At 74.1% G+C, this 22,698-nt stretch carries 18 protein-coding genes; 13 read left to right on the top strand and 5 right to left on the bottom strand.

What is annotated here, in order from left to right; all coding sequences use genetic code 11:
* Nucleotides 1-8: 8 nt before the first annotated feature.
* Nucleotides 9-4,739, bottom strand: a complete 4,731-nt coding sequence (locus ACY0MR_RS06130; protein WP_473559647.1) for a DUF6531 domain-containing protein — start codon at nt 4,737-4,739, stop codon at nt 9-11.
* A 392-nt stretch (nt 4,740-5,131) separates the two neighbouring features.
* Here ACY0MR_RS06130 and panD point away from each other — a divergent pair, with 392 nt between their 5' ends.
* The 4 genes from panD to ACY0MR_RS06110 all read left to right on the top strand — a co-directional run bounded on the left by panD (nt 5,132) and on the right by ACY0MR_RS06110 (nt 8,401).
* Entirely contained in the window at nt 5,132-5,575 is a 444-nt protein-coding gene (panD, locus tag ACY0MR_RS06125) for an aspartate 1-decarboxylase (RefSeq protein WP_473559645.1), read from the top strand.
* A gap of 27 nt (nt 5,576-5,602) precedes the next feature.
* A complete protein-coding gene (locus ACY0MR_RS06120; RefSeq protein ID WP_473559643.1) occupies nt 5,603-5,947 on the top strand; it encodes a GNAT family N-acetyltransferase in 345 nt (114 codons plus the stop codon).
* A complete protein-coding gene (locus ACY0MR_RS06115; protein WP_404078342.1) occupies nt 5,944-6,624 on the top strand; it encodes an aspartate/glutamate racemase family protein in 681 nt (226 codons plus the stop codon). Before ACY0MR_RS06120 ends, ACY0MR_RS06115 begins: the two co-directional genes overlap by 4 nt.
* A 385-nt stretch (nt 6,625-7,009) precedes the next feature.
* Nucleotides 7,010-8,401 carry a transglycosylase family protein gene (locus ACY0MR_RS06110; protein WP_473559641.1) on the top strand — a complete coding sequence of 464 codons (1,392 nt, stop codon included), beginning with the start codon at nt 7,010-7,012 and terminating at the stop codon, nt 8,399-8,401.
* Here ACY0MR_RS06110 and ACY0MR_RS06105 read toward each other — a convergent pair.
* Complete coding sequence (locus tag ACY0MR_RS06105) at nt 8,282-9,286, bottom strand: DMT family transporter (RefSeq protein ID WP_473559639.1); 1,005 nt, start codon at nt 9,284-9,286, stop codon at nt 8,282-8,284. The genes ACY0MR_RS06110 and ACY0MR_RS06105 overlap by 120 nt on opposite strands.
* Before the next feature lie 257 nt (nt 9,287-9,543).
* On the opposite strand from ACY0MR_RS06105, the gene ACY0MR_RS06100 reads away from it, so the two are divergent.
* The 3 genes from ACY0MR_RS06100 (at nt 9,544) to ACY0MR_RS06090 (ending at nt 12,293) form a co-directional block, all read left to right on the top strand.
* Nucleotides 9,544-10,257, top strand: coding sequence for a (2Fe-2S)-binding protein (locus ACY0MR_RS06100; RefSeq protein WP_473559635.1), 714 nt, complete (start codon nt 9,544-9,546; stop codon nt 10,255-10,257).
* Nucleotides 10,258-10,345: 88 nt separating this feature from the next.
* The gene (locus tag ACY0MR_RS06095; RefSeq protein WP_388795300.1) at nt 10,346-11,830 is read left to right on the top strand and encodes an SDR family NAD(P)-dependent oxidoreductase; all 1,485 of its coding nucleotides are present in this window, start codon (nt 10,346-10,348) and stop codon (nt 11,828-11,830) included.
* Between the two features lie 292 nt (nt 11,831-12,122).
* The gene (locus ACY0MR_RS06090) at nt 12,123-12,293 is read left to right on the top strand and encodes a hypothetical protein (RefSeq protein ID WP_361861679.1); all 171 of its coding nucleotides are present in this window, start codon (nt 12,123-12,125) and stop codon (nt 12,291-12,293) included.
* Nucleotides 12,294-12,386: 93 nt separating this feature from the next.
* Here ACY0MR_RS06090 and ACY0MR_RS06085 read toward each other — a convergent pair whose 3' ends face one another.
* The 3 genes from ACY0MR_RS06085 to ACY0MR_RS06075 are packed head-to-tail and all read right to left on the bottom strand — an operon-like array spanning nt 12,387 to nt 15,272.
* Nucleotides 12,387-13,793, bottom strand: a complete 1,407-nt coding sequence (locus ACY0MR_RS06085; protein ID WP_473559633.1) for a lipase maturation factor family protein — start codon at nt 13,791-13,793, stop codon at nt 12,387-12,389.
* A gap of 22 nt (nt 13,794-13,815) precedes the next feature.
* Nucleotides 13,816-14,367, bottom strand: coding sequence for a DUF1990 family protein (locus ACY0MR_RS06080; protein ID WP_473559631.1), 552 nt, complete (start codon nt 14,365-14,367; stop codon nt 13,816-13,818).
* On the bottom strand, nt 14,364-15,272 hold the full coding sequence (locus ACY0MR_RS06075; RefSeq protein ID WP_388796226.1) for a YndJ family protein: 909 nt from the start codon (nt 15,270-15,272) through the stop codon (nt 14,364-14,366). The genes ACY0MR_RS06080 and ACY0MR_RS06075 overlap by 4 nt, the downstream gene beginning before the upstream one ends.
* A 198-nt stretch (nt 15,273-15,470) precedes the next feature.
* Here ACY0MR_RS06075 and ACY0MR_RS06070 point away from each other — a divergent pair, with 198 nt between their 5' ends.
* The 6 genes from ACY0MR_RS06070 (at nt 15,471) to ACY0MR_RS06045 (ending at nt 22,677) form a co-directional block, all read left to right on the top strand.
* Entirely contained in the window at nt 15,471-16,658 is a 1,188-nt protein-coding gene (locus ACY0MR_RS06070) for a DUF6777 domain-containing protein (protein ID WP_473559629.1), read from the top strand.
* A gap of 160 nt (nt 16,659-16,818) precedes the next feature.
* The gene (locus ACY0MR_RS06065) at nt 16,819-18,798 is read left to right on the top strand and encodes a SpoIIE family protein phosphatase (protein ID WP_473561709.1); all 1,980 of its coding nucleotides are present in this window, start codon (nt 16,819-16,821) and stop codon (nt 18,796-18,798) included.
* A 261-nt stretch (nt 18,799-19,059) separates the two neighbouring features.
* The gene (locus tag ACY0MR_RS06060) at nt 19,060-20,406 is read left to right on the top strand and encodes a wax ester/triacylglycerol synthase family O-acyltransferase (RefSeq protein WP_388795286.1); all 1,347 of its coding nucleotides are present in this window, start codon (nt 19,060-19,062) and stop codon (nt 20,404-20,406) included.
* A gap of 84 nt (nt 20,407-20,490) precedes the next feature.
* Nucleotides 20,491-21,363, top strand: a complete 873-nt coding sequence (locus ACY0MR_RS06055) for an Fpg/Nei family DNA glycosylase (RefSeq protein ID WP_388795284.1) — start codon at nt 20,491-20,493, stop codon at nt 21,361-21,363.
* 39 nt (nt 21,364-21,402) lie between these two features.
* Nucleotides 21,403-22,161 carry a LytR/AlgR family response regulator transcription factor gene (locus ACY0MR_RS06050; RefSeq protein WP_404078362.1) on the top strand — a complete coding sequence of 253 codons (759 nt, stop codon included), beginning with the start codon at nt 21,403-21,405 and terminating at the stop codon, nt 22,159-22,161.
* A gap of 99 nt (nt 22,162-22,260) precedes the next feature.
* Nucleotides 22,261-22,677, top strand: coding sequence for a DUF485 domain-containing protein (locus ACY0MR_RS06045; RefSeq protein ID WP_404078364.1), 417 nt, complete (start codon nt 22,261-22,263; stop codon nt 22,675-22,677).
* Nucleotides 22,678-22,698 lie beyond the last annotated feature (21 nt).

Genomic DNA, 22,698 nt, shown 5'->3' with positions numbered 1-22,698 from the left:
GCTGGTTCCTACTTCTTCTTGAGGTAGTTGTCGGGCCAGTAGAACTTCAGGTAGTTGCCGCTGGGCTCGTACAACTGCACGATCCGGCCTTCGCCCGCAGCCGCGCGGATGATCGGCGGGCAGATGTCCGGGCAGACCGGCCGGGACGCCGCGCCGTGCGTCGGCAGCCAGCTCTCACGGCCGCTCGCCTCGTGCCTCCTGTGGAGGAAGTGGAGGATGTTCTGTTCGGCGTGGCCGCCCCGCTCCTTGGGCGGAGGTTTGGGCAGGTACTCGTCCGCAGGGATCGGGATGAGGCCCATCTCCTTGGCCAGTTTCAGCTGCTCCTTGTTCAACGGCACCTTACTGGTTCCCGCGACGAACATCCGGGGTCCCTTAGGCGTGATCGCGTGGATGACCGCGACGGTCTGGTACCGCCGCTTGTCCTCCGGGAAGACGTGCGCGATCTTCGTGGCCATGTCCTGGAGGGCCTGGAGGCACGGCGCGAGGCCCAGGGGGTCGGCCTCGGTGAGCGGGTCGGCGACGTAGCCGACGGGATTCGGGGCGGGATCGAGCCCCAGGGGGTCCGGGGTGAGGTACCGGCCTGCCTCCGGGTCGTAGTGCCGGAAGTAGTTGTAGTGGAGACCGGTCTCCGGGTCCGCGTACTGGCCGGGGAAGCGGAGCGGCGTGTAGGCGTCGGCGTCCTGGTTCCAGCTGGTGACGCCCCAGTGTGTGGCGCGGCTGTGCCACGCGATGCGGCCGGTCTCGTCGACCAGTTCCGTGGGCGTGCCGATCAGGTCGGTCACGACGGCGAAGAACCGCGAGTCGATCTCGGTCTGGTCGGCGCGGGCCGCATCGGCGCCCAGGGCGGGTGCGCGGTGTTCGATCTGGGCCAGCGGCCGCTGACCGTCGTGTTCCCAGGTGAGGGTGGTGGCGCCGACGCTGTCCGTCTGTTCCGCCAGGCGCGCGTCGTCCCAGGTGAACACCGTCTGCGCGATGACCGTGCCGTCTGGACCGTGCCGCCGCTTCGCCGTCCGCCGGCCGAACGCGTCGTAGAGATACGTCCACAGCACACCGTCGGGCGTGGTGCAGGAGGTGAGCCGGTCCTCGGCGTCCCAGGTGTAGCGCCATACGTCGGGCTTGCGGGAGAGCCGTTTCCTGCGCCGTTCGACGACCCGCCCCGCCGCGTCGTGGACGTAGCTCATCGCCCCGGCGGAGCGGACGGCCGTCCCCTCGATGTCGCGAGGGCCCCGGGACTCGGGGTACGGCGCGCGGTCCGGCCAGTGGGCGGCGGTCTGGTTGCCCTCGATGTCGTAGGCGTACGTCTCGCTCCATCCGGGGGACTCGATCCTCGACGCGCGCCCTGCCGCGTCACGTTCGAAGGTGCGGGTGTGCCCCGTGAGGAGGTCGGTGAGAGAACGCACCCGGTCGTCGGGCCGGTAGTCGTACGCCTGCGAGCGCACCAGGCGGCCGGGCACGGCCAGCGTCTGTTCCCTGATGCGGCCACAGCCGTCCCACTCGGTGGAGAGGGTCAGTGGCTCGTCCGGCGGTCCGAGGGAGCGGCGGACCTCCCGGCCGAGCGCGTCGTGGGTGAAGGTCAGGGTGTGACCGCCGAGGTCGAGCGCGGAGCGGTTCCCGTTCGCGTCGTAGGTCAGCGTGGTCGTCACGCCGCTCGGGGTGATCCGGCCGGTGCGTCGGCCGAGCGCGTCGTGGTGGTAGCGCGTGGTGCGCCCGTCGACCGTCTCGGCGGTCACCCGGCCCCGGTCGTCCCGTTCGATGGTGAGGGTCGAGTACGGCGACCTGGCCGAGGTCATCCGCCCCATCACGTCGTAGGTGAGGCGTGTGACGGTGCCGTCCGCCTCCTTGGCGACCAGCAGGCCGTCGTCGTCGAATCGATGCGTGACGACCTGTCCGAGGACGTTGGTCCGTGAACTCCACCGGCCTGCGGCATCGTAGGCGTAGCGGACCGTCCGGCCGTCGAAGTCGGTCTCCGAGACGATGCGGCCGACGGTGTCGCGCGCATAACTCCAGCGGTGACCGGCCGCGTTGCGGACCTCCGTGAGCCTGAGTTCCGTGTCGTAGCCGAACTCGTGGCGTGCGCCGTCCGGTGTGGTGCGGGCCGACGGGAGGTCGAAGTGCGTGTACTCATGGAGGGTGCGGCCCCCGGTGGCGTCGACCTCGGCCACGCAGTTGCCCTCCCCGTCGTACTCCCAGGTGTGCGTGGTGCCGTCGGGAGCGGTCCGCCGCGCCGGCAGGCCCTCGACGGTCCATTCGAGCGTGGTGACGGCGCCGCCGGCGTCGGCCGTGACGGGGCGGCCGAAGGCGTCGCGCGTGAACGTGACGGTGTTCCCGACCTCGTCCGTCCGGGAGAGCGGGAGACCCGCGCGGTCCGGTACGAACGTCTCCGTGCGGCCGTCGATGTCGGTGATGGAGAGCAGGGCGCCGTTCTCGTCGTAGGTGAAGTGCACCGTCGCGCCGTCCGGGCCCACCAGCGCCAGCTGATTGCCACGCTCGTCGTACGTCCTCGTCCAGCGAGCGCCGTTCGGCGCGGTCGTGGCGACCGGCATGCCGAGGTCGCCGTACTCGGCCGTGGTCACCGCGCCGCCCGGCGTCGTCACGGCGGTGAGGTGCCCCTCCTCGTCCCAGGTCCAGGTCGCTGTCCTGCCGTGGGTGTCGGTGCGGCTCAGGAGGCGGTCGTACCGGTCCCAGTCCTGGCTGACCGTGTTGCCCAGCGGGTCGGTTTCGGCGACCGTCTGGAGGCGCTCGTTGATCAGGTAGACCGTGGTGGCGCCCATGGAGTCGGTGTAGTGGGTGGTGCGTCGTTCGATGTCGTAGGCGAAGGTGGAGGAGAGGCAGCCGTCGGGGCCGACGGTCTCGACGACCCGTCCGTCGCCGTCGTACACGTAGCGGAACGTCGAGCCGTTGCGATCGGTCCAGGACGTCACGCGGTCGGAGTGGTCGTAGGTGAAGCGCAGGGGCAGCCCCGAGGAGTTGACGACGGCGTCGAGGTTCCCCGAGACGTCGTACCCGTAGGACATGACGTCCACCGGCCCCTGTGGCGTGTCCATCGCGAGGGAGACGACCCGGTCGTCCTCGGCCGTGACCCGGACCCGGTAGCCGCCGCTGTGCGCGACGGCGATCGGGGCGCCGTCCGAACGGCGGGAGAACGTCACGGAGTTGCCGTTGCGGTCGGTCAGATCGCTCAGCCAGTACGCCGTCGACGTCAGGTACGGGCTGCCGGTGAAGGAGCGGGTGAGGCCGGTGTCGGGCTCCGTGACCGTGTACGTGGTCAGATCCTCGTGCGTGCCGCCGTGGGCCAGCGGGATGCGGGGGCCCTCGACGGGCAGGACGTCCTCGCCGTCCGGCCGGGGGAGGCGCGGATAGACCAGCAGGGAGCCGTCCTCCCGCGCCCAGACGGCGCCGCCGCCCACGGGGTCGGGTTCGATGCGTTCGTCGAGGGTGGAGGCCCAGCTGCGACCGAACCACTGCCCGTGGCGGTAGGCGGAGAGGTGGGTGCGCTCCAGGACGAGGGGCAGGGTGCCAGGAAGCGTCAGATCCGTCTGCGGCAGCGTCATGACACCGGTCGCCACGTCGACCGGGTCGTTCTTGCAGGTCTTCTTGTCCAGCGGGATGCCGTTGCGGCGGGGATCGTCCTTGGCGTTCCGCAGCGGTTCGGGGCGGGTGCGGCGCTCCCCGTCGGAGCGCGAGGGACCGCGTCCGTTCCCCTTGCCGTCGTGGTCGTCCTTGCGCTGACGGGCGAGGCGATCGCGGGTGGCGTCGTCGTTGTTCTTGTGGTCGGTGGATATGCGCCTGACGGCTTTCGGCAGCGTCTCGCCGACGTGGTCGCCCATGGTCTTGGCGGACTTCACCAGGGCGCCCATGGCCTTCTCGATGACGGGGTCCAGGGCGTCGGCGATGTTGTCGCGCCCCTTGTTGCGGCCCTGGGCCGCTTTGGCCTTGGTCAGCCTTCCGGTGGTCTTGCCGTGGATCCCGGCGCTCACGCCGTTCAGCTTCGTGCCGGCGCTGTCGTGTTCGTCGTGCTCGATGTGGAAGCCCTTGCCCTTGCCGCCGCCACCGCCGCTTCCGGCGGAGGCGAGGTTGAGGCCCTCCTTCGCGCCCTGCACACCCTCGTCGAAGCCGTCCTTGCCGGCCTGTTTCGTCTGGTCGAGGTTCACACCGTTCTGGACGCCCAGGGCGTCCATGCCGACCTGGACGACCAGATCGGCGGCCATGTCCTCCAGCGCCGCCACCGCCGGCTCCGTCATCACCGAGACGATGTGGCCTACCGCCTCCTCCATGGCCCCCGTGATGAGCTTCAGCAGCTGCTTCTTCGTGAACGCGATCGCTCCGGCGCCGAGCAGCGCGGACAGGCCACCGGTCACCGGGATCAGGGCCATGGCCAGGCCGGTTTGACCGGCCAGAATGCCGAGCTCCGCGACCGCCTTCCACTTCATGGCCTCGATCGCGTCCGCCGCCATGTCGAGGGCGCCGGCGATCGTGCGGCCCGCCGAGACGAGGTCCTTGAGGTGTTTGCCCTTGACCTTGGACCAGTGCTCGTTCAGAGCGTCCATGGCCTCGCCGTGGCCCGACGACAGCAGGCGCTCCATGTGGTTGTTGGCGAGCTGCCCGTCGTCGGCGAGGTCGTCGGCGAACTCCCGCAGGGCGTCCGCCATTTCCCGGTAGGCGTCCTCGTCGACGTTGGGCCAGTTCACTCCCACCAGGTCCAGCAGCGTATCCGCCCAGTCCGGCACCGTGACAGCCATGAATCCGTTCCCCCGTCAGATGATGGTCGGTCAAACAGACAGTCCTACCATGCTGATTGACCGACCTGTCATCGGCTCGGCCGTGAGGGGGTCGCCGGTCTGCCGCGCGGGGTCACCGAGATGCCTCGCTTCTCGCGGACTCAGCGCCTCAGGGGCGGCCATGGGTACCCGCCACCCGGGCAGGCCGCCCGGGTTGCCGAACCGGCTTCGGCCGGGCCGGGTCGGGGACGGTTCTCCGGTGACGCCCGAGTGAAGGGAAAGCCCAGGGGGGAAGCCGTCTCGTCTGCCGGAGCGATGTTCCTCACAAACGTCGTCCGGAGGTGTCGGTGTAGGCTCGAGCCCGCCCTTGACCTGCACAAAGCAGGCAGGGAGCCGTCTCAGAGGAGTCCACCGTGCTGCGCACTCTGTTCAAGTCCAAGATCCACCGGGCCACCGTGACCCAGGCCGACCTGCACTACGTCGGGTCCGTCACCGTCGACGCCGAGCTGATGGAGGCCGCCGACCTCCTGCCCGGTGAGCTCGTGCACATCGTCGACATCGACAACGGCGCCCGCCTGGAGACCTACGTCATCGAGGGCGAGCGCGGTTCCGGCGTCATCGGGATCAACGGGGCCGCCGCCCATCTGGTGCACCCCGGCGACCTCGTGATCCTCATCAGCTACGCGCAGATCGAGGACTCGGAGGCCCGCGCGTTCGTGCCGCGCGTCGTGCACGTCGACGCCGACAACCGCATCGTGGAGCTGGGGACCGACGCCTCCGCGCCCGTCCCCGGCAGCGACACCGTCCGCGGCCCGCACGCCGTGCCCGCGTCCGCGCCGGTGTCCGTGTCCGGCTGACCACACCACACCGAGGAGCGCCCCCGCATGGCAGAGCCGCAGATCCGTGACGACCGCGCGAAGGGGCGCCTCGAGGCGTTCGAGGACGGCACGTACGTCGGGGTCGTCGTCTACTTCGTGCTGCCCGGCGAGCCCCACGCCCTCGTCGCCGTCCACACGGTCGTCGAGGACGGCCACGAGGGCAAGGGCGTCGCCGGGGCGCCCGTCCGCGCGCTCTACGCGACGGCCGCCGCGGAGGGCGTGCCCGTCGTCCCGCTCTGCCCCTACGCCGCCGCCTGGGCCGAGCGTCACCCCGACGAGGCGCCGGCCGCCCCGCCCGCGGTGGTCGCCGCGGCGAAGGCCCGGCTCAAGGGCAGCCCGGAGCTGTGGTGACCGGGACGGGAACCCTCGGGCTGCTGCACACCTCGCCGGTTCACGTCCCGGTCTTCGACGGGCTCCGCGACCGGCACCACCCCGGGCTCGGGCTGCGGCACCGCGTCGACGAGGACCTGCTCGCCCGCGCCCGGGCGGAGGGCCCCGACGCGGTGGCCGGGGAGGTGGCGGCGGCCCTCTCGGCGCTCGTCGCGGACGGAGCCGACGCCGTGCTCTGCACCTGCTCCACCATCGGAGGGGTCGCCGAGCGGCAGGCGGCCGCCGCGGGCGTCCCGGTGCTCCGGGTCGACCGGCCGATGGCCGCCGAAGCCGCCCGGCACCGCCGGATCGTCGTCGTGGCCGCCCTGCGCTCCACCCTCGACCCCACCGTCGCGCTCATCGCGGAGGAGTCGGGACCCGAGCCCTCGCTCATCGGCACCGTCGTCGTCGACGGGGCCTGGGAGCTGTTCGAGGCGGGGGACCGGGACGGCTACCTCGACGCCGTCGCGGCCGCCGTGGACGGCGCGCCCCCGTCGGACGGCGTCGTGGTGCTGGCACAGGCCTCGATGGCCGACGCCGTCGACCGGACGACCACCTCCCGCCCGGTGCTGGCGAGTCCGCGCCTCGGGCTCGCCGCCGCGGCCCGGGCGGTCACCGCGCGGCACACCGCCGAGACGGACGGACGGCCGGAGGACTGACCCGAAGGACGGGATCCGGCGGGCGCCCCGCCGCCCGCCGGGTCACCCTGGGGAGGGACGAAACCCGTCGACCGAGAGGTCCGTGATGACCCACCCGACCCCCGATCCGCTGCCCCCCTCGCCCATCCCGCCGCCGGTCCCCTCACCGCCGCCGGTCCCCCCGCCGAACCCGGTCCCGGCCCCGCCGGCCCCCGATCCGAGCCCGGCTCCGCAGCCCGGCGGACCCGTCCCGGAGCCCGAGCCGCAACCCCAGCCCGGCCCCGCCTGACGGGTCCCCGCGTCAACGGGAAGGTGACATACGGGCCTTGGGGTTCGGCGAATCGCTTGTCACGGAGCGTGCGCACGCCCTAACTTGGACGGCTGTCGCAGTGTTCAAGGGGGGCCCATGGCCGTACGCGGACGTCACCGCCGCCACCAGCCGAGCCGGATCAACCGTGCCTCGCTGACCGTCACCGCGGGAGGCGCCGGAATGGCGCTGCCCCTCATCGGCGCGGGCACCGTCCACGCCGCCTCGCTCGACGTCTGGGAGAAGGTCGCGGCCTGCGAGTCGACCTCCACCTGGCACATCAACACGGGCAACGGCTACTTCGGCGGTCTGCAGTTCAGCCAGTCCACCTGGGAGGCCTACGGCGGCACGCACTACGCGCCGCGCGCCGACCTCGCCTCCAAGGACCAGCAGATCGCCGTCGCCGAGCGGGTCCTCAAGGGCCAGGGCCCCGGGGCGTGGCCGTCCTGCGGACCGAGCGCCGGGCTCGCCCGCGGCGGAGACGCCCCGGACACCGCCCCCGCCACCGCGAAGGCGTCCCGGGGCGGGAACGCGCCCGCCACCGCCGGCCTGCCCGGGCAGCGCGTCCTGTCCGAGCGGCCGGCCAGGAACGTCGGCCCGACCGCCGTCCCCACCGTCCGCGAGATGTACACGGTGACCCCGGGCGACTCCCTGTCGAAGATCGCCCGCGAGGAACGGGTCCCGGGCGGCTGGAAGCGCCTGTACGACACGAACCGCCCCGTCGTCGGCGACGACCCCGACCTCATCCACCCCGGCCAGCGCCTGACCCTGCGCATCGCCGCCCCGAAGAAGCCCCCGACGAGGACGCCGGCGGCGAAGACGCCCCCGCCGAAGGCCTCCGGACCGACCACCACGCCCCGGCCCGTCACCCAGCCGAGCGCCGGGCCGAGCACCCGCCCGGTCGCGGAGCGGCCCACGGCGAAGCCGACGGCCAAGCCCGCCCCCAAGCCCGCGCAGACGACCCGGCCCGCCGCGAAACCCCCGGTCAAGCAGGTGGCCAAGCCGGCCGCGAAACCCGCGGCGAAGCCCAGCACGAAGCCCGCAACCCGGCCCGCGACCAAGCCGCGCCCGCCCGCCACGGAGGAGCGCCGCTACAGCGCCCCCGTCTCCGCCGGCATCGGCACCCGCTACGGCAAGCCCGGATCCTCCTGGTCCAGCGGCTACCACACCGGCGTCGACTTCCCCGTGCCCACCGGGACCTCCGTGAAGGCCGTCGCCGGCGGACGGATCGTCTCCGCCGGGTGGGGCGGCGCGTACGGCTACCAGATCGTGCTGCGGCACGACGACGGCCGCTACAGCCAGTACGCCCACCTCTCCGCGCTCGCCGTCCGCGAGGGCCAGCGGGTCACCGCAGGCCAGCGCATCGGCCGCTCAGGCTCGACCGGCAACAGCTCGGGACCGCACCTGCACTTCGAGGTACGGACGGGTCCCGGGTACGGCTCCGACATCGACCCCCTGGCCTACCTCAGGGCGCGCGGGGTCTCCCTCTGACCCCGCGCCTGGTCCTGAGCCCTGACCACCTCCCGGACCCGACGCCGGGAGGGACCCGGCCGGCGTCATCCGGTCGAGCGTGAGCTGGATCAGGCCACCCGCGGCCACCGCGCCGCTGATCAGCGCGGCGACGGTGCCCGCCGTGCCGTAGCGGAAGCTCTCGCCGAACAGGGTCAGGCCCACCGCCGCGGCCACCACCGGATTGACCACCGTGACGGTGGCCAGCGGGGCCGCGAGCCCCGCACCCCGGTACGAGGCCTGGGACAGCAGCAGACCCGTCACGGCGAGCGCCGAGAGGACCAGGAGCGCGGTCCACTCGGCGAGCGGGGCCGAGGACGTCCACTCCTCCGCCACCGACTTGGTGAAGACGGAGGCGATGCCGAAGGAGACGCCCGCGGCGGCGGCCAGGACGACGCTGCGGAGCACGGACCTGCCGATCAGGTGCGCGGCCGCGAACAGCGCGGCCACCACGCCGAAGGTGCAGCCCGCCAGCAGCCACCGGTCGCCGTCGGACAGGGTCCGCGCCTCGGCGCCGCTCGTCAGGCTGAGCAGCCCGGCCAGGCCCGCCGTGGCCATCACCGCGCCGCGCCAGGCCCGCGAGCCGGCCCTGCGGCCGACGAAGAGCGCCGCCATGGGCAGCGCGAACACGATGGTCAGGGCGCCCAGCGGCTGGACCAGGCTGAGCGGCCCGTACGCGAGGGCGGCGACGTGCAGGGCCGCCCCGAGGCCGTTGAGCAGGACGGACCCCCACCAGGCCGGGCTGCGCAGCGGCGCGTAGCGCGGGCCCGCGGCGGAGGCGGCGACCCGCTCCTGCACGATCGCCGCGGCCGCGTAGGCGACCGCCGAGACCAGGGCCAGGAGAACGGACAGCAGGAGGGGACTCATACCTTCCACGATCTCTCTTCCCGGCCGATCGCGTCGTCGTACCAGGGGACGTCTTCCCGGGTACACCGCACGCAGTAGTTCGCCCCCACGTACGCCCGGAGATGTACACCCGTGCAGGTCAGAACGGGTGCAAAGCGACTTTTCCGCGCCCTGTCGGGGACCCTCGTACGCCGGATACGGTGGTCGGAAACCGGGACGGAGAACCCGCCCGGCGACACTCCGGCGCACGACCGGGACCGGAATCAGGGGGAGCTCGGGTGGATCTCGTCGAGAGCGCGTCCGTGGGCGGCTTCTTCGCCCTGCGCACCAGCGCGCCGGAGGGCGGCGGGGCGCACCGGCCGCTCGCGCGGCTCTACGCGGGCGACGACGGGCCTCTCCACGCGCGCGTGAACCGCGTCGCCGCCAGGCTCGGCGCCCCCGAGCGGCGCGTCGGGGCGTCCGTCGCCCACCTCGGGCTCGCCGCCCGGCTCTGGTCGACCGCCCTCGGGCCCGCCGCCCTGCACGGCCGCTTCCCCGCCCTCGACCCCACCGAGCTCTCCTGGGACGGGGCCCTCACCTCGCCCGACGACCTCTGGTGGGCGGGCTCCGACACCCGCCCCGCGACCGTCGAAGCCCTCCGCGCGGCCGTCCAGGAGGCCCACCTGGTGCCCCTCCACGCGGCACTGGGCCGCGACGGGCGCATCTCCCCGCGCCTGCTGTGGGGCAACGCCGGCTCCGCCCTGGCCGGCGCCCTGCGCGAGCTGACCCGCTGGGCGCACGCCCACGGCCGCCCGGACGCCGCCGCACGGGCCGCCGGCCTCGTCTCGGGACTCCTCGACCACCCCGACCTCGCCGGGACGGTCCGCGGCCCCCGGCTGCGCCGTGCCAGCTGCTGCCTCTACTACCGCTGCCCCGCCGGGGGGCTCTGCGGCGACTGTGTCTTCGACCACGCCCCCGGAACGGGTTTGGAGGGGCGGCCCGAGGCTCCGTAAAGTTGCGTGGGTCGCCGTCTCGTGAGTACCCCCGGAGGGCGGCGCCCCACCCACGGTGACGAACGAGCGAACGAGGAACCCGAAGGCCATGACGGTGACCGAAGAAGACCAGGACTACGGGCCGGGTATCGACCCCGAGCGCCTGGCCGTCTGCCTGAGCGTCCTCGACGAGCTCGACCGGCTGGACGTCGACCACCCGGACGCGATCCGAGTCCGGCGCGCGACCGCCGGGATCTACCGGACCGTGAAGCAGCGCCGCCGCCAGGAGCGCCGGGCGTCCAAGACCGCCAACGACAAGGCGGTCACCGAGGCCACGGCCACCGGATCCGCGCAGCGCATCGACGACGAGACCGAGGGCATCCTGCCCACGTCGGTCACCGAGGAGGGCCGGATCGCCGGGATACTCCAGCGTCCGCGCTCCTGCTACGTCTGCAAGACGCGGTTCGTCGAGGTCGACTACTTCTACCACCAGCTCTGCCAGAAGTGCGCCGCCGAGAACCGGGCCAAGCGGGAGGCCCGCGCCGACCTCACCGGCAAGCGCGCGCTCCTCACCGGCGGCCGGGCGAAGATCGGCATGTACATCGCGCTGCGGCTGCTCCGCGACGGCGCGCACACCACCATCACGACCCGCTTCCCGAAGGACGCCATCCGCCGTTTCAAGGCGATGGAGGACTCCGCGGACTGGATGCACCGGCTGGAGGTCGTCGGCATCGACCTGCGCGACCCGGCCCAGGCCGTGGCCCTCGCCGACCGGATGACCGAGGCCGGGCCCCTGGACATCCTCATCAACAACGCGACCCAGACGGTGCGCCGGCTGCCCTCCGCGTACGCCGCCCTGGTCGAGGGGGAGAACGCCGGGCTGCCGGCCGGCGAGCTGCCCGCCCACCACGTCATCGGCGCCTTCAACTCCGGTGCGGTCGGCGAGCTCGTCGGCTCGTCCGAGCTCCCCGTCGGCGTGCGCGACCTGGAGGCCCAGCAGGTCGCCGACCTCGCGCTGGTCGCGGGCAACGCGACCATCGCCAAGCACCTCGACGGCACCGCGATCGACGCGGGCGGCCTCGTGCCGGACGTCGTCGAGTCCAACACCTGGGTGCAGAGCATCGAGCAGATCTCCCCGGTCGAGCTCCTCGAGACCCAGCTGTGCAACTACACGGCGCCGTTCATCCTGATCAGCAAGCTGCGCCCGGTGATGGCCGAGGCGGCGAAGAAGGCGGCGAGCGGCCGCTCGTACGTCGTGAACGTCTCCGCGATGGAGGGCGTCTTCAGCCGCGGCTACAAGGGCGCCGGACACCCGAACACCAACGCGGCGAAGGCCGCGATGAACATGGTGACGCGGACCAGCGGCGAGGAGATGTTCAAGACCGACGGCATCCTCATGACCTCGGTCGACACCGGCTGGATCACCGACGAGCGTCCGCACTTCGACAAGCTGCGCCTGGCCGAGGCCGGCTTCCACGCCCCGCTCGACCTGGTCGACGGCGCGGCCCGCGTCTACGACCCGATCGTGCGCGGCGAGGACGGCGTCGACCTCTACGGCTGCTTCCTCAAGGACTACGCCCCCGCGAACTGGTAGGAGCCGGCCGCGCGGCGGTCTCCCCCTGTCCTGACAAGAGCGCCCCACCGGCCAGGTGGGGCGCTCTTTCGGCTCGGTTCACCCGTTCGCGTCACACTTCGGAGCCCGGTAGAGCGCATGTGCGCTCATTTGGTTAGTCTGAGGGTCACGGTCGGCCACCGAGGAGACACACCATCCTCACGGCCTTCCAGGGACAGGCCTTTCACCGGGGCCGCGGTCCCGCCCGACGAACGGCGCCACCGCGACCGAGCGGCATCTGTCCCACAGGTAGCGCGACACGAAGGAGTGCGCGGTGACACCAGAACTGACGAAGCAGGAACCGCGGCCGTCCGAACCCAAGGAACGGCCCCGCAGGAACGGCGAGCTGGGGAGCCTCGACGTGTGGGCCCATGCGGCCCCGATCCGTCTCGCGGGGTACGAGGACGACCTCGCCGAGCCCCACATCCTGCCCGGCATCGACTGATCCCCCCCCGCTTCACCGGGTGCCCCCGGCCGCCGCGCGGCGGCCGGGGGCACCGGCACGCGCGGCGCCGGAACCCCGCCTCTCCCCTGGTGCTCACCGCAGCCGGGTCGGCGGGAGGTACTCGCGGACCAGCGTCCGGTGCCACCAGGCGCCGGTCGCCCGGAGCTCGCGCCAGGTCGTGTAGCGGTACCGGTAGAGCCGGGCGCGGACGTGGACCGGCGGGGCGTCGGGGAAGGGGTTGCGGGCGAGCAGCCGCAGGGTGTCCCGGTCGCCTTCGAGCAGCCGCTCGACGAACGGGCCGAACCAGTCGCGCGCGTATCCCGGGCTGAGGGCCGCGAACCACATCAGCCAGTCGAGCCGCAGGTGGTAGGGGGCGAACTGGCCGGGCAGCCGCCGCGGATCGCCGGGCTTGCCCTTGAACGCGTACTCCCGCCACTCCGTGCCCGCGTGCGGCGCCGGGTCGGCGGTGCCCTCGACCACGATCTCGTCCCTGGTCCGCCCGACGGTGCCGAAGGCGCCGTAGCTGTTGACCAGGTGGTACGGGTCGTAGGAGCGGTTCATCGCCTGGTGGCGGGAGAGCAGGTTGCGGACCGGCCGGTAGCTCCGGACCAGGACGAACACGGTGGCGGCCACCACGAGGACCACGTACCAGAGCGGCGGATCGGGCCGCGGGTGGGTGCCGGTGACGGGGGAGGCGTCCACGACGGACAGGGCGAGCACGATGGTGAGCCAGTTGAGCCAGGCGAAGTTGCCGGACAGCACCAGCCACAGCTGGGTCGCGATCATCAGTCCGGCCGCGACGGTGGCCACCGGCTGGGGAGCGAACAGCAGGAACGGGACGAGGAGCTGGACGACGTGGTTGGCCGCCGCCTCCGCCCGGTGCAGCGGGCGCGGCAGGTGGTGGAAGAACCAGCTCAGCGGCCCGGGCATGGGCTGGGTCTCGTGGTGGTGGTAGAGGCAGGTCAGATCGCGCCAGCACGAGTCGCCGCGGATCTTGATGAGCCCGGCGCCGAACTCGACCCGGAAGAGCAGCCAGCGCAGCAGGAAGAGCACGAGGACCGGCGGCCCGGTGTCGTCGTTGCCCAGGAGGACGGCGAGGAACCCGGCCTCCAGGAGCAGGGACTCCCAGCCGAAGGAGTACCAGGTCTGGCCCACGTTCACGATGGACAGGTACAGCCCCCACAGCACCAGCCACATCAGCATCGACACGGGTAGCGGCACCGCGTCCCCGGCGCCGGCGAGGAGGGCGAGGGCCAGGGCCGCGCCCGACCAGGCGACGGCCGCGAAGAGCCGGTCGGAGTAGCGCCAGTGGAAGAGCGAGGGCGTGTGCCGCGGCCGGGTCGCGCGCACGTACTCCGGTACGGGGAGCATGCCGCGCTCCCCGATCAGCGCCCGGAACTGCAGGGCCGCCGACAGGAACGCCACGCAGTACAGCCCGGCGAGGCCCCGCTGGAAGAGGATCCGGCTCAGCCAGTGGTCGGGCGCGGTGAACCACTCCATCCCCTCCAGTATCGGCCCGGGGTCAGGTCCTGACGAGGCGCCGGAGGACCGCGCCCAGTCGGCGCGCGTACGCCCGCTGGAGGAGGGGCACCACGGGGCCGCCGAGCCGGGTGTACCAGACGGCGGGGCGGCTGAAGGCGGTGACGGCGAAGCGGACCGTGCCGTCGGGCTCCAGGTGGACCATGAAGGACTCCTCGCCGCACTCGGGATGCCCGGTGAGGGTTCCGTAGGCGAAGCCGATGCGCCGGTCCTCGTGGGCCGTCCAGACCACCGAGCAGGCCGCGCCGATCCGGAGCGGGCCGAGTCCGGCCGAGATGTCGACGGCCACGCCGGGCGCGGCCCGCTCGGCGTCGGCGAGGAGCCGGGCCCCGGTGGCGCGGTGCATCCGCCAGGTGGTGACGGCGGTTCCGGCGGTCTCGAAGGCGGCCCGGCCGTGGCCGACGACCGTGCTGTACCGCAGGTGGTGGTAGCCCTCGGGGAGGGTGGACGGGGTGCGGGTGGCGCCGACCTCGCGGTAGCTGAGGGTCGGGCGGGGGCGGTGGGGCCGGGACAGGCTGCTCATGAGGCGGGTCATGCCGGGGACTCCGTTCGCGGGCGGGCGGTGGGGACGGCGGTGGTCGTGGCGGCGCTGCGGGCCGGGGGGTGCGCCGGGTCCTGCGGGTCCCGGCGGAGGCGGCGGTGGGCGAGCAGGGCGCAGACGGCGAAGCCCAGGGCGTTGCCCAGGCCGTGCGTCGCGGCGGTCCAGGTGAGGTCGAGGTGCGGAAGGCCGGTCGCCTCGCCCAGGGCCCAGCTCAGCGCGAGCAGCATGGTGGCGAAGAGGACCAGGGCCGAGACGGCGAGGAGTCCCCGGGTGAAGCGGTCCGCCGCCCAGGCGCGGCGCTCGCGCAGGGTGAGGACCGCGACCGCCGTCATGCCGGCCGTCAGGACGACCGCGCCGAGCAGCTCGGCCCAGTCGTCGACGAAGTAGCCGAGCAGGACGAGCAGGGTGCCCGCGGGGACGCTCAGGGCGGCGAAGCGGGCGGTGGGGCCGTCGGAGGCGCGGCAGAGGAGACCGGCGACGAGCGCGGCGGCGAACCCGGCGAAGTGGAAGTGCGGGACGGTCAGCGCCAGGATGTCCAGGTCGAAGCCGAAGAGCGGGTACGAGGCCCGCTCCGCGACCAGGGCGAGGCCGGCCACCGAGGGGGCCACCAGGGCGGTGAGGACGGCGATCTCGCCCGGGGCGAGGGAGCGGGTCAGGACCAGCCGGGCCGGGGCCTGGAGGGCGAGGGCCAGGGTGGCGAGGGCGTAGACGGCGGCGAGCGCGGTCGCGGGGCCGGAGCGCGGCAGCCAGAGGGCGAGCACGCCGGGCGCGGCGAGCAGGGGCCAGGCGCGGCGGAGCGGGTCGAGTCCGGGCGGCCGCGGGCCGTCGAGGAGCGCGAGTCCCGTCGGGACCACCCAGAGCATGCCGATCGTGACGACCGTGCCCACCAGGACCGACAGTGCGGTCATTGCTCATCCCCCCACTTGAACGTGTTCAACTGGACGTTCCGAGCGTAGAGCGTTTCTTGAACGCGTTCAAGCCCGCGGGTGGACACGGTCGGCGGCGCTCCGCTTGCGGGGGCCCGCGCACTGCGAAAGACATGGAGGACTGGCCGGAGCCGGGCGCAGCGGCCCGGGGAGAGAAAGCGGGACAAGCAGGTGCGCTCACCCCACCGCCGGACGCGGCGAACCCCCACCGCCTCCCGGACGACCCCCCGTGCCGCCGCGGCCCGGTCCGCGCTCGCAGCGCTCGCCGTCTCCCTCCTCCTCGCGGGGTGCAGCTCCGTCTGGGAGGGCTCCCGCGGCGGCGCCCAGCCCGCCGCGGCCGGCGCGCCGCAGGACGTCCTGCTCCAGCCGCTCGCCGCCCAGGGCCCCGACCCCTTCACCGAGTCCTCGGCCCGGATCACCGGGCGGCCGCCCGCCCCGGCCGGCGGCCCGCAGTCGGCGGGCGAGCGCGTCCGCGAGGTCACCGGCTCCACCCCCGGCCTCTACGGCGGAACGCGCGCGGAGGGCAGCTGCGACGTCGAGCGGCAGGTCGCCTTCCTCACCGCCGACCAGGACCGCACCGGCGCCTTCGCCGAGGCCGCCGGGATCCCCGAGAGCAACGTCTCCGACTGGCTGCGCGGCCTCACTCCCGTCGTCCTGCGCGCGGACACCCGGGTCACCAACCACGGCTACCGCGACGGCCGGGCCAACGCCTTCCAGTCCGTCCTCCAGACCGGAACGGCCGTCCTCGTCGACCAGTACGGCTCCCCGCGCGTCCGCTGCGCCTGCGGCAACCCGCTCCGCACCCCGGCCGCCGCCCGGGAGGGCATCCACCAGGGCGAGCCCTGGGACGACTTCGACCCCGACCGGGTGATCGTCGTCCGGCCGACCACCACCGTCGTCACCAGCCTGGTCATCGTCAACGCCGCCGACCGCAGCTGGATCGAGCGGGCCACCGGCAGCGACGGGGCCCAGGACCGCAAGCCAGCCGTGGAGCCGGACTGCGACCCGGACACCTGCGCCCTCGCCGAAGGCACCGCGCCCGACCGCAGCGCGTCCCCCGACTCCACCTCGCCGGACGCCCCCTCCAGGGCGCCCGTCCCGTCCGCGCCGCAGGACCCGCTCCCCGACTCCTCCGGGACCGGAGGCACCGGTACGAGCCCGGCCGACCCCGACCCGTACCCCGTGCCCGACGGCGACCCGTACGCGGACCCCCGCACCGACCCCCGGACGCAGCCCGACCCCGCCGACCCGTACGCGGAACCCCCCGGCGAGCCGACCGTGCCGGACGGCGAGCTGCCGCCGGAGGAGCTCTTCCCCGCCGACCCGGTGCCGGACCAGCCCGAGACCTTCGAGGGGTGAAGCGGATCTTCATGGTGCGCACGGGCGGGGCTGCGCCTAGCGTGGCCCCATGAACGCGGGCAGCGGGGGCGGGGATGCGGCCGAGCGGCTCAGCCGCGCCCTGGCGGGAGAGGACACCGGGGCGGCGCGGATCCTGGCCTCGTTCGGGACGGTCTTCCGCATGGGCGGCTTCGACTGGGACCTGCTCACCGGCACGATGACCATGGACGCGGCCGCCCTCGACGTCTTCGACATGGACCCCGCGCAGTACGACGGCCGCCCCGAGTCGCTCGCCTCCCGGGTCCTGCCGGACGAGGCCCGCCGCCTCGACACCCTGGTCGCCCAGGCGCTGAAGGACGGCAGCACGGAGTACGGCGCCTACCTGCGCATCCGCCGGCGCGACGGCGCGCAGCAGTGGACCCACACCCAGGGGATCGTCCACCGCGACGCCGCCGGCCGCCCGGTCCGCATCATCGGCGTCGTCCGGGACGCCACCCACGAACTCTCCGAGTCCGCCGCCCGGCTCGGCCTGGACGAGGGCCGCCGCCGCCGCGCCGGGGTCGTCGAGGGCACCACGGCCGCCCTCGCCTACGCGCGGACCGTGCAGGACGTCATCGACCTGCTGAACGACTCGCACGCCCTGGAGCACTTCGGCGCCGCGAGCCTCGTGATGGGCCTGCTCGACGCCGGCCGGATCCATCTGGTCGCCGAGGGGCCCGAAGGGGCCTTCGTGCCGGGCACCCGCTTCACCCGGGTGGACGAGCCGTACCCCATGAGCGAGGTGATCCGCACCCTGCGGCCGCGGTTCATCGAGTCGCCCCGGGACTTCGCCGCCTCCTTCCCGGTGCTCTGGCCGCACATCAGCGGCCTCGGCATCACCGCGGCCGTCTACCTGCCGCTCATCGCCCAGGCCCGGCCCATCGGCGCGCTCGGACTCCTCTACAGCGACAAGAACGGCTTCAGCGAGGACGAGCGGACCCTGCTCGTGGCCCTGGGCAGCAGCATCGCCCAGAGCCTCCAGCGGGCCATGCTCTACGAGCAGGAGCACGACCTCGCCGAGGGACTCCAGCAGGCGATGCTGCCCCGCCGGATCCCCGAGGTGCCCGGCGCGCAGACCGCCGTCCGCTACCGCTCGGCCCGGCTCGGCCGCGACGTCGGCGGCGACTGGTACGACCTCATCGCGCTGCCCGGCGGCCGGGTCGGGGCGGTCATCGGGGACGTACAGGGCCACGACACCCACGCGGCGGCCGTCATGGGCCAGCTGCGCATCGTGCTGCGCGCCTACGCCGCCGAGGGCCACACCCCGTCCACGGTGATGGCCCGCGCCTCCGTCTTCCTCCACGAACTCGACACCGACCGCTTCGCCACCTGCACGTACGCCGAGGTCGACCTCGGCACCGGAGTGGTCCAGGTGGTGCGCGCGGGCCACGTCGACCCGCTGATCCGGGAGGTCGACGGACGGTGCCGCCGGATCCCGGTGGAGGGCGGTCTGCCGCTCGGACTCTCCGCCGAGTTCGGCCGGCTCGACTATCCGGCGACCACCCTGGAGCTGGACTCCGGCCAGACCCTGATGCTCTACACCGACGGCCTCGTCGAGAAGCCCGGAGCCGATCTCGACGAGGGGCTCCAGTGGCTCTCCGCCCTGGTCCGGCGCGGGCCCGCCGACCTCCAGGAGCTCGCCGACCACCTGTGCGACGTGGTCGCCGACCGGGGCGGCGAGGACGACGTCGCGATCCTGCTGCTGCGCCGCGAGAGCGCGAGCGCCGCACCCGGGGCGGGACGCTTCCGGCAGCACGTCGCCCAGAGCGACCCCGAGGCGCTGAGCTCCGCGCGGCACATGATCCGGGCCGCCGTCCGGGCCTGGGGCGCCGGCGAGCGCGCCGACGAGATCGAGCTGGTCGCCGACGAGCTGATGACCAACGCCCTGATGCACACCGACGGCGGGGCCATCGTGACCCTGCGGATCCTCGGCGGCTCCGGGCGGCGGCTCCGGGTCGAGGTCGAGGACCGCTCCAGCGCACTGCCCCGGCGCCGTGAGGCGGGGGAAGCGGGCGTGTCCGGCCGCGGCCTGCTGCTCGTCGACCAGCTCTCCGACGCGTGGGGCGTGGAGCCGCGGGGGAGCGGCAAGTGCGTCTGGTGCGAGTTCACCGTGCCGGACTGAGCGCGTCACGCCCGCCGGGAGTCGAGCGCCCCACCTGCCGGAAGCCGGCCGCCCCGCCCGCCGGGAGCCGAGCGCCCCGCCCGCCGGGAGTCGAGCGCCCCACCCGCCGGGAGTCGACCGTCCCACCCGTCCGGGGGCGACTTTTTACACAAGACCGCGACTGTTAACAGAGCGTGCACTGATCGTACTTGACCGTAACTGTCGGTGCGCGATTGACTTCGTGCTTCCGGCTCTCCGCGCCGCATGTACGTGAGGACACCCGTGAGCAGCGAGCTACTGGCACCGCTAGACCTGGCCTTCTGGCACCTGGAATCCACCGCGCACCCCCTGCACCTCGGGGCGCTCGCCCACTTCGGCCCCGCCCCCGAGGGCACCGGCCAGGAGCCGCCGGACGTCCTCGGCCTCCTCGCCCGCCGCGCCGCCGCCGTGCCCCGGCTCCGGATGCGGGTCCGCGACGTCCTGCTGCCCGTCGGCGGCGCCGCCTGGAGCGCCGACCCCGACTTCGACGTGCTCCGGCACGTCCACGAGATCACCCTCCCCGGCGCGGACTTCACCGCCGAGGCCGCCCACCTCGCCGCCGAACTCATGGAGCGCCCCGTCGCCCGCGGCCTGCCGCCCTGGGAGATGTACCTGCTCAGCGGCGCCCCCGACGGCTCCTTCGCCGTCCTCGTGAAGCTCCACCACGCCCTGGCCGACGGGATGCGGGCCGTCGCCATCGGCGCCGGCATCTTCGACGAGATCGCCGCGGGCCGCCGCCCCGCCGGCCGCGCCCGGCCCGTGCCCCCGAGCTCCTGGCTCCCCGGCCCCGGGCGCCTCCTCGGCCTGGCCCGCGACCGGCTCGGCGACCTCGGCCGGGCCGTCGAGGTCGGCGCCTCCGTCGTCCGCGCCAGCCGCCTCGACGGCCGGCCCACCGCCGCCCTCGCCGCCGAGTCCAGCGGCACCCGCCGGATCGCCACCGCCTCGCTGCCCCTGGAGCGGGTGCACCGGATCCGCCGCACCACCGGCGGCACCGCGAACGACGTCCTCCTCGCCCTCGTCGCCGGGGCGCTCCGCCGCTGGTTCGACGGGCGCGGACGACCGCTCCCCGGAGCCGACCCCCGGGCCCTCGTCCCCGTCTCCCGGCGCCGCCCCGGCACCCCGGCCCGCTCCGGCAACAGCCTCTCCGGCTACCTCCTCGACCTGCCCGTCACCGAGGCCGACCCGGCGGCCCGGCTCACCGCCGTCCGCGGCGCCATGGACCGCAACAAGGCCGCCGGCCCCCTCAGGGGCGCCGGCGCCGTCGCCCTCCTCGCCGACCAGCTGCCCCCGCTCGCCCACCGCTTCGGAGCACCCCTCGCCGCGGGCGCGGCCCGGCTCCTCTTCGACCTCCTGGTCACCCAGGTGCCCCTGCCCCGCTCGGCGCTCTCCCTCGGCGGAGCGCCGCTGCGCGCGCTCTTCCCCATGGCCCCGCTCGCCCGCGGCCAGTCGCTCGCCGTGGCCATGTCCCCGTACGGCGGACAGGTCCACATCGGCCTCGTCGCGGACGGCGAGGCGGTTCCCGACCTCGACGCGCTGGCCCGCGCCCTCACGGCCGAACTCGACCTCCTGGACCCGCCCGGGACGCCGTAGCCCGGTGACGTGCCGACCCCCGGGGGACCCGGACCCGCACGGGTCCGGCAGGCGTCCCGGTCACCCGTGCGGCAGGGTGGAACCATGCCCGAACTCCCCGAGGTGGAAGCCCTCCGCGCCTTCCTCGACACGCACCTGGTGGGCAAGGAGATCGCCCGCGTGCTGCCCGTCGCGATCAGCGTCCTCAAGACGTACGACCCGCCGCTGAGCGCCGTCGAGGGCGCCGAGGTCACCGCGGTCGGACGGCACGGGAAGTTCCTCGACCTCACCGCCGCCGGGCCCGCGGGCGACCTGCACCTCCTCTTCCACCTGGCCCGGGCCGGCTGGCTCCGCTGGCAGGACCCGCTGCCCTCGGGGCCGCCCAAGCCGGGCAAGGGCCCGCTCGCCCTGCGGACCGCGCTCACCGGCGGCGACGGCTTCGACCTGACCGAGGCGGGCACCACCAAGCGGCTCGCCGTGTACGTGGTGCACGACCCGCAGGAGGTCCCGGGCGTCGCACGGCTCGGACCCGACCCGCTCGCCGAGGACTTCGGCCCCGAGGAGTTCGCCGCCCTGCTCGCCGGCGAGCGGCGCCAGATCAAGGGCGCCCTGCGCGATCAGAGCCTCATCGCCGGCATCGGCAACGCCTACAGCGACGAGATCCTCCACGCCGCCCGGATGTCCCCCTTCAAACCCACCCGGAACCTCACACCGGAGGAGACCGCCGCCCTCTACACGGCGATGCGGACCACCCTCCACGACGCCGTCGAACGCTCCCACGGCCTCGCCGCCGGCCGGCTCAAGGCCGAGAAGAAGAGCGGCCTCCGCGTCCACGGCCGCACCGGCCACCCCTGCCCCGTCTGCGGCGACACCATCAGGGAGGTCTCCTTCAGCGACTCCTCCCTCCAGTACTGCCCCACCTGCCAGACCGGCGGCACACCGCTCGCCGACCGCCGGCTGTCCCGGCTCCTCAAGTAGGCCGACACCCCCCGGCCGGCCCCCGTTACACTCCGCCGCATGCTGCGCGTACTGGCTGTCGACGACGAGGCGCCCGCCCTGGGGGAGCTGCTCTACCTGCTGCGCGCCGACCCCCGGGTGCGCTCCGCCGAGGGCGCGGGCGACGCCACCGCCGCCCTCCGCCGCATCGGCCGCGCCCTGGAGGCCGGGCCGGACGGCGACGAGGCCGTCGACGTCGTCTTCCTCGACATCCACATGCCCGGCCTCACCGGACTGGACGTGGCCCGGCTGCTCGCCGGCTTCGCCCGGCCGCCGCTCGTCGTCTTCGTCACCGCCCACGAGGGCTTCGCCCTCCAGGCATTCGACCTCAAGGCCGTCGACTACGTCCTCAAACCCGTCCGCCGCGAGCGCCTCGCCGAGGCCGTCCGCCGGGTCCACGACCTGGTGCACGCCGCCCCCGCACCGGTCCCGGCCGTGCCCGCCGCGGCCGAGCAGATCCCCGTCGAGCTGGGCGGCGTCACCCGGTTCGTCCCCGTCGACGACATCGCCTACGTCGAGGCCCACGGCGACTACGCCCGCCTGCACACCGACCACGGCAGCCACCTCGTCCGCATCCCGCTCTCCACCCTGGAGGAGCGCTGGGCGGCCCGCGGCTTCGTCCGCATCCACCGCAGCCACCTCGTGGCCCTCGACCGGATCGACGAGCTCCGCCTCGACGGCGGCGCCACCTCGGTGCGGGTCGGCGGCACCGACCTGGCGGTCAGCCGGCGGCACGCCCGCCCCCTCCGGGACCTGCTGATGCGCCGGGCCGGCGGCTGAACCCTCCCCGGCCGCCCCCTACCGCGGCTGCCCCCACCTGCGTAGACTCCACGCGATCCGGGCCCCGAGGGCCGCTGAAGCCGACGGAAGCGGACGCCGATGTCCGAGCAGCACCTCCCCCCGGCCCCCGACCGGGGGGACGCCCCGCGCAGGCCCCGCCGCGAGACCGTCACGTACGCCTCCGCCCACGGCGACGGGACCACCGTCCCGGGCCCCGCCCGGCGCCGACCCGTCCACCCGCCGGCCCGCTCCGAGATCGACGAGCAGACCACCCTCGGCCACACCTACGTCCGCTCCCTGATGCGCAGCCAGCTGCGCGCCGCGCTCACCGCCCTCGGCGCCCTGGCCCTGCTCGTCGTCCCGCTCCCGCTGCTCCTCGCCCTGCCCGCCCCCGAGGCCTTCGTCTGGCTCGCGCTCGGACTCGGGGTGTACCCCGTCGTCTGGGGGACGGCCCACTGGTACGTGCGCCGCGCCGAACGCAACGAGCGCGACTTCGCCGGCCTCGTCGAACGCTGAGACCGCCCCGTGAACGATCCC

This window comes from Streptomyces sp. JN8, from assembly GCF_055808075.1.
This window is presented reverse-complemented; position numbering and strand designations above follow the sequence as displayed.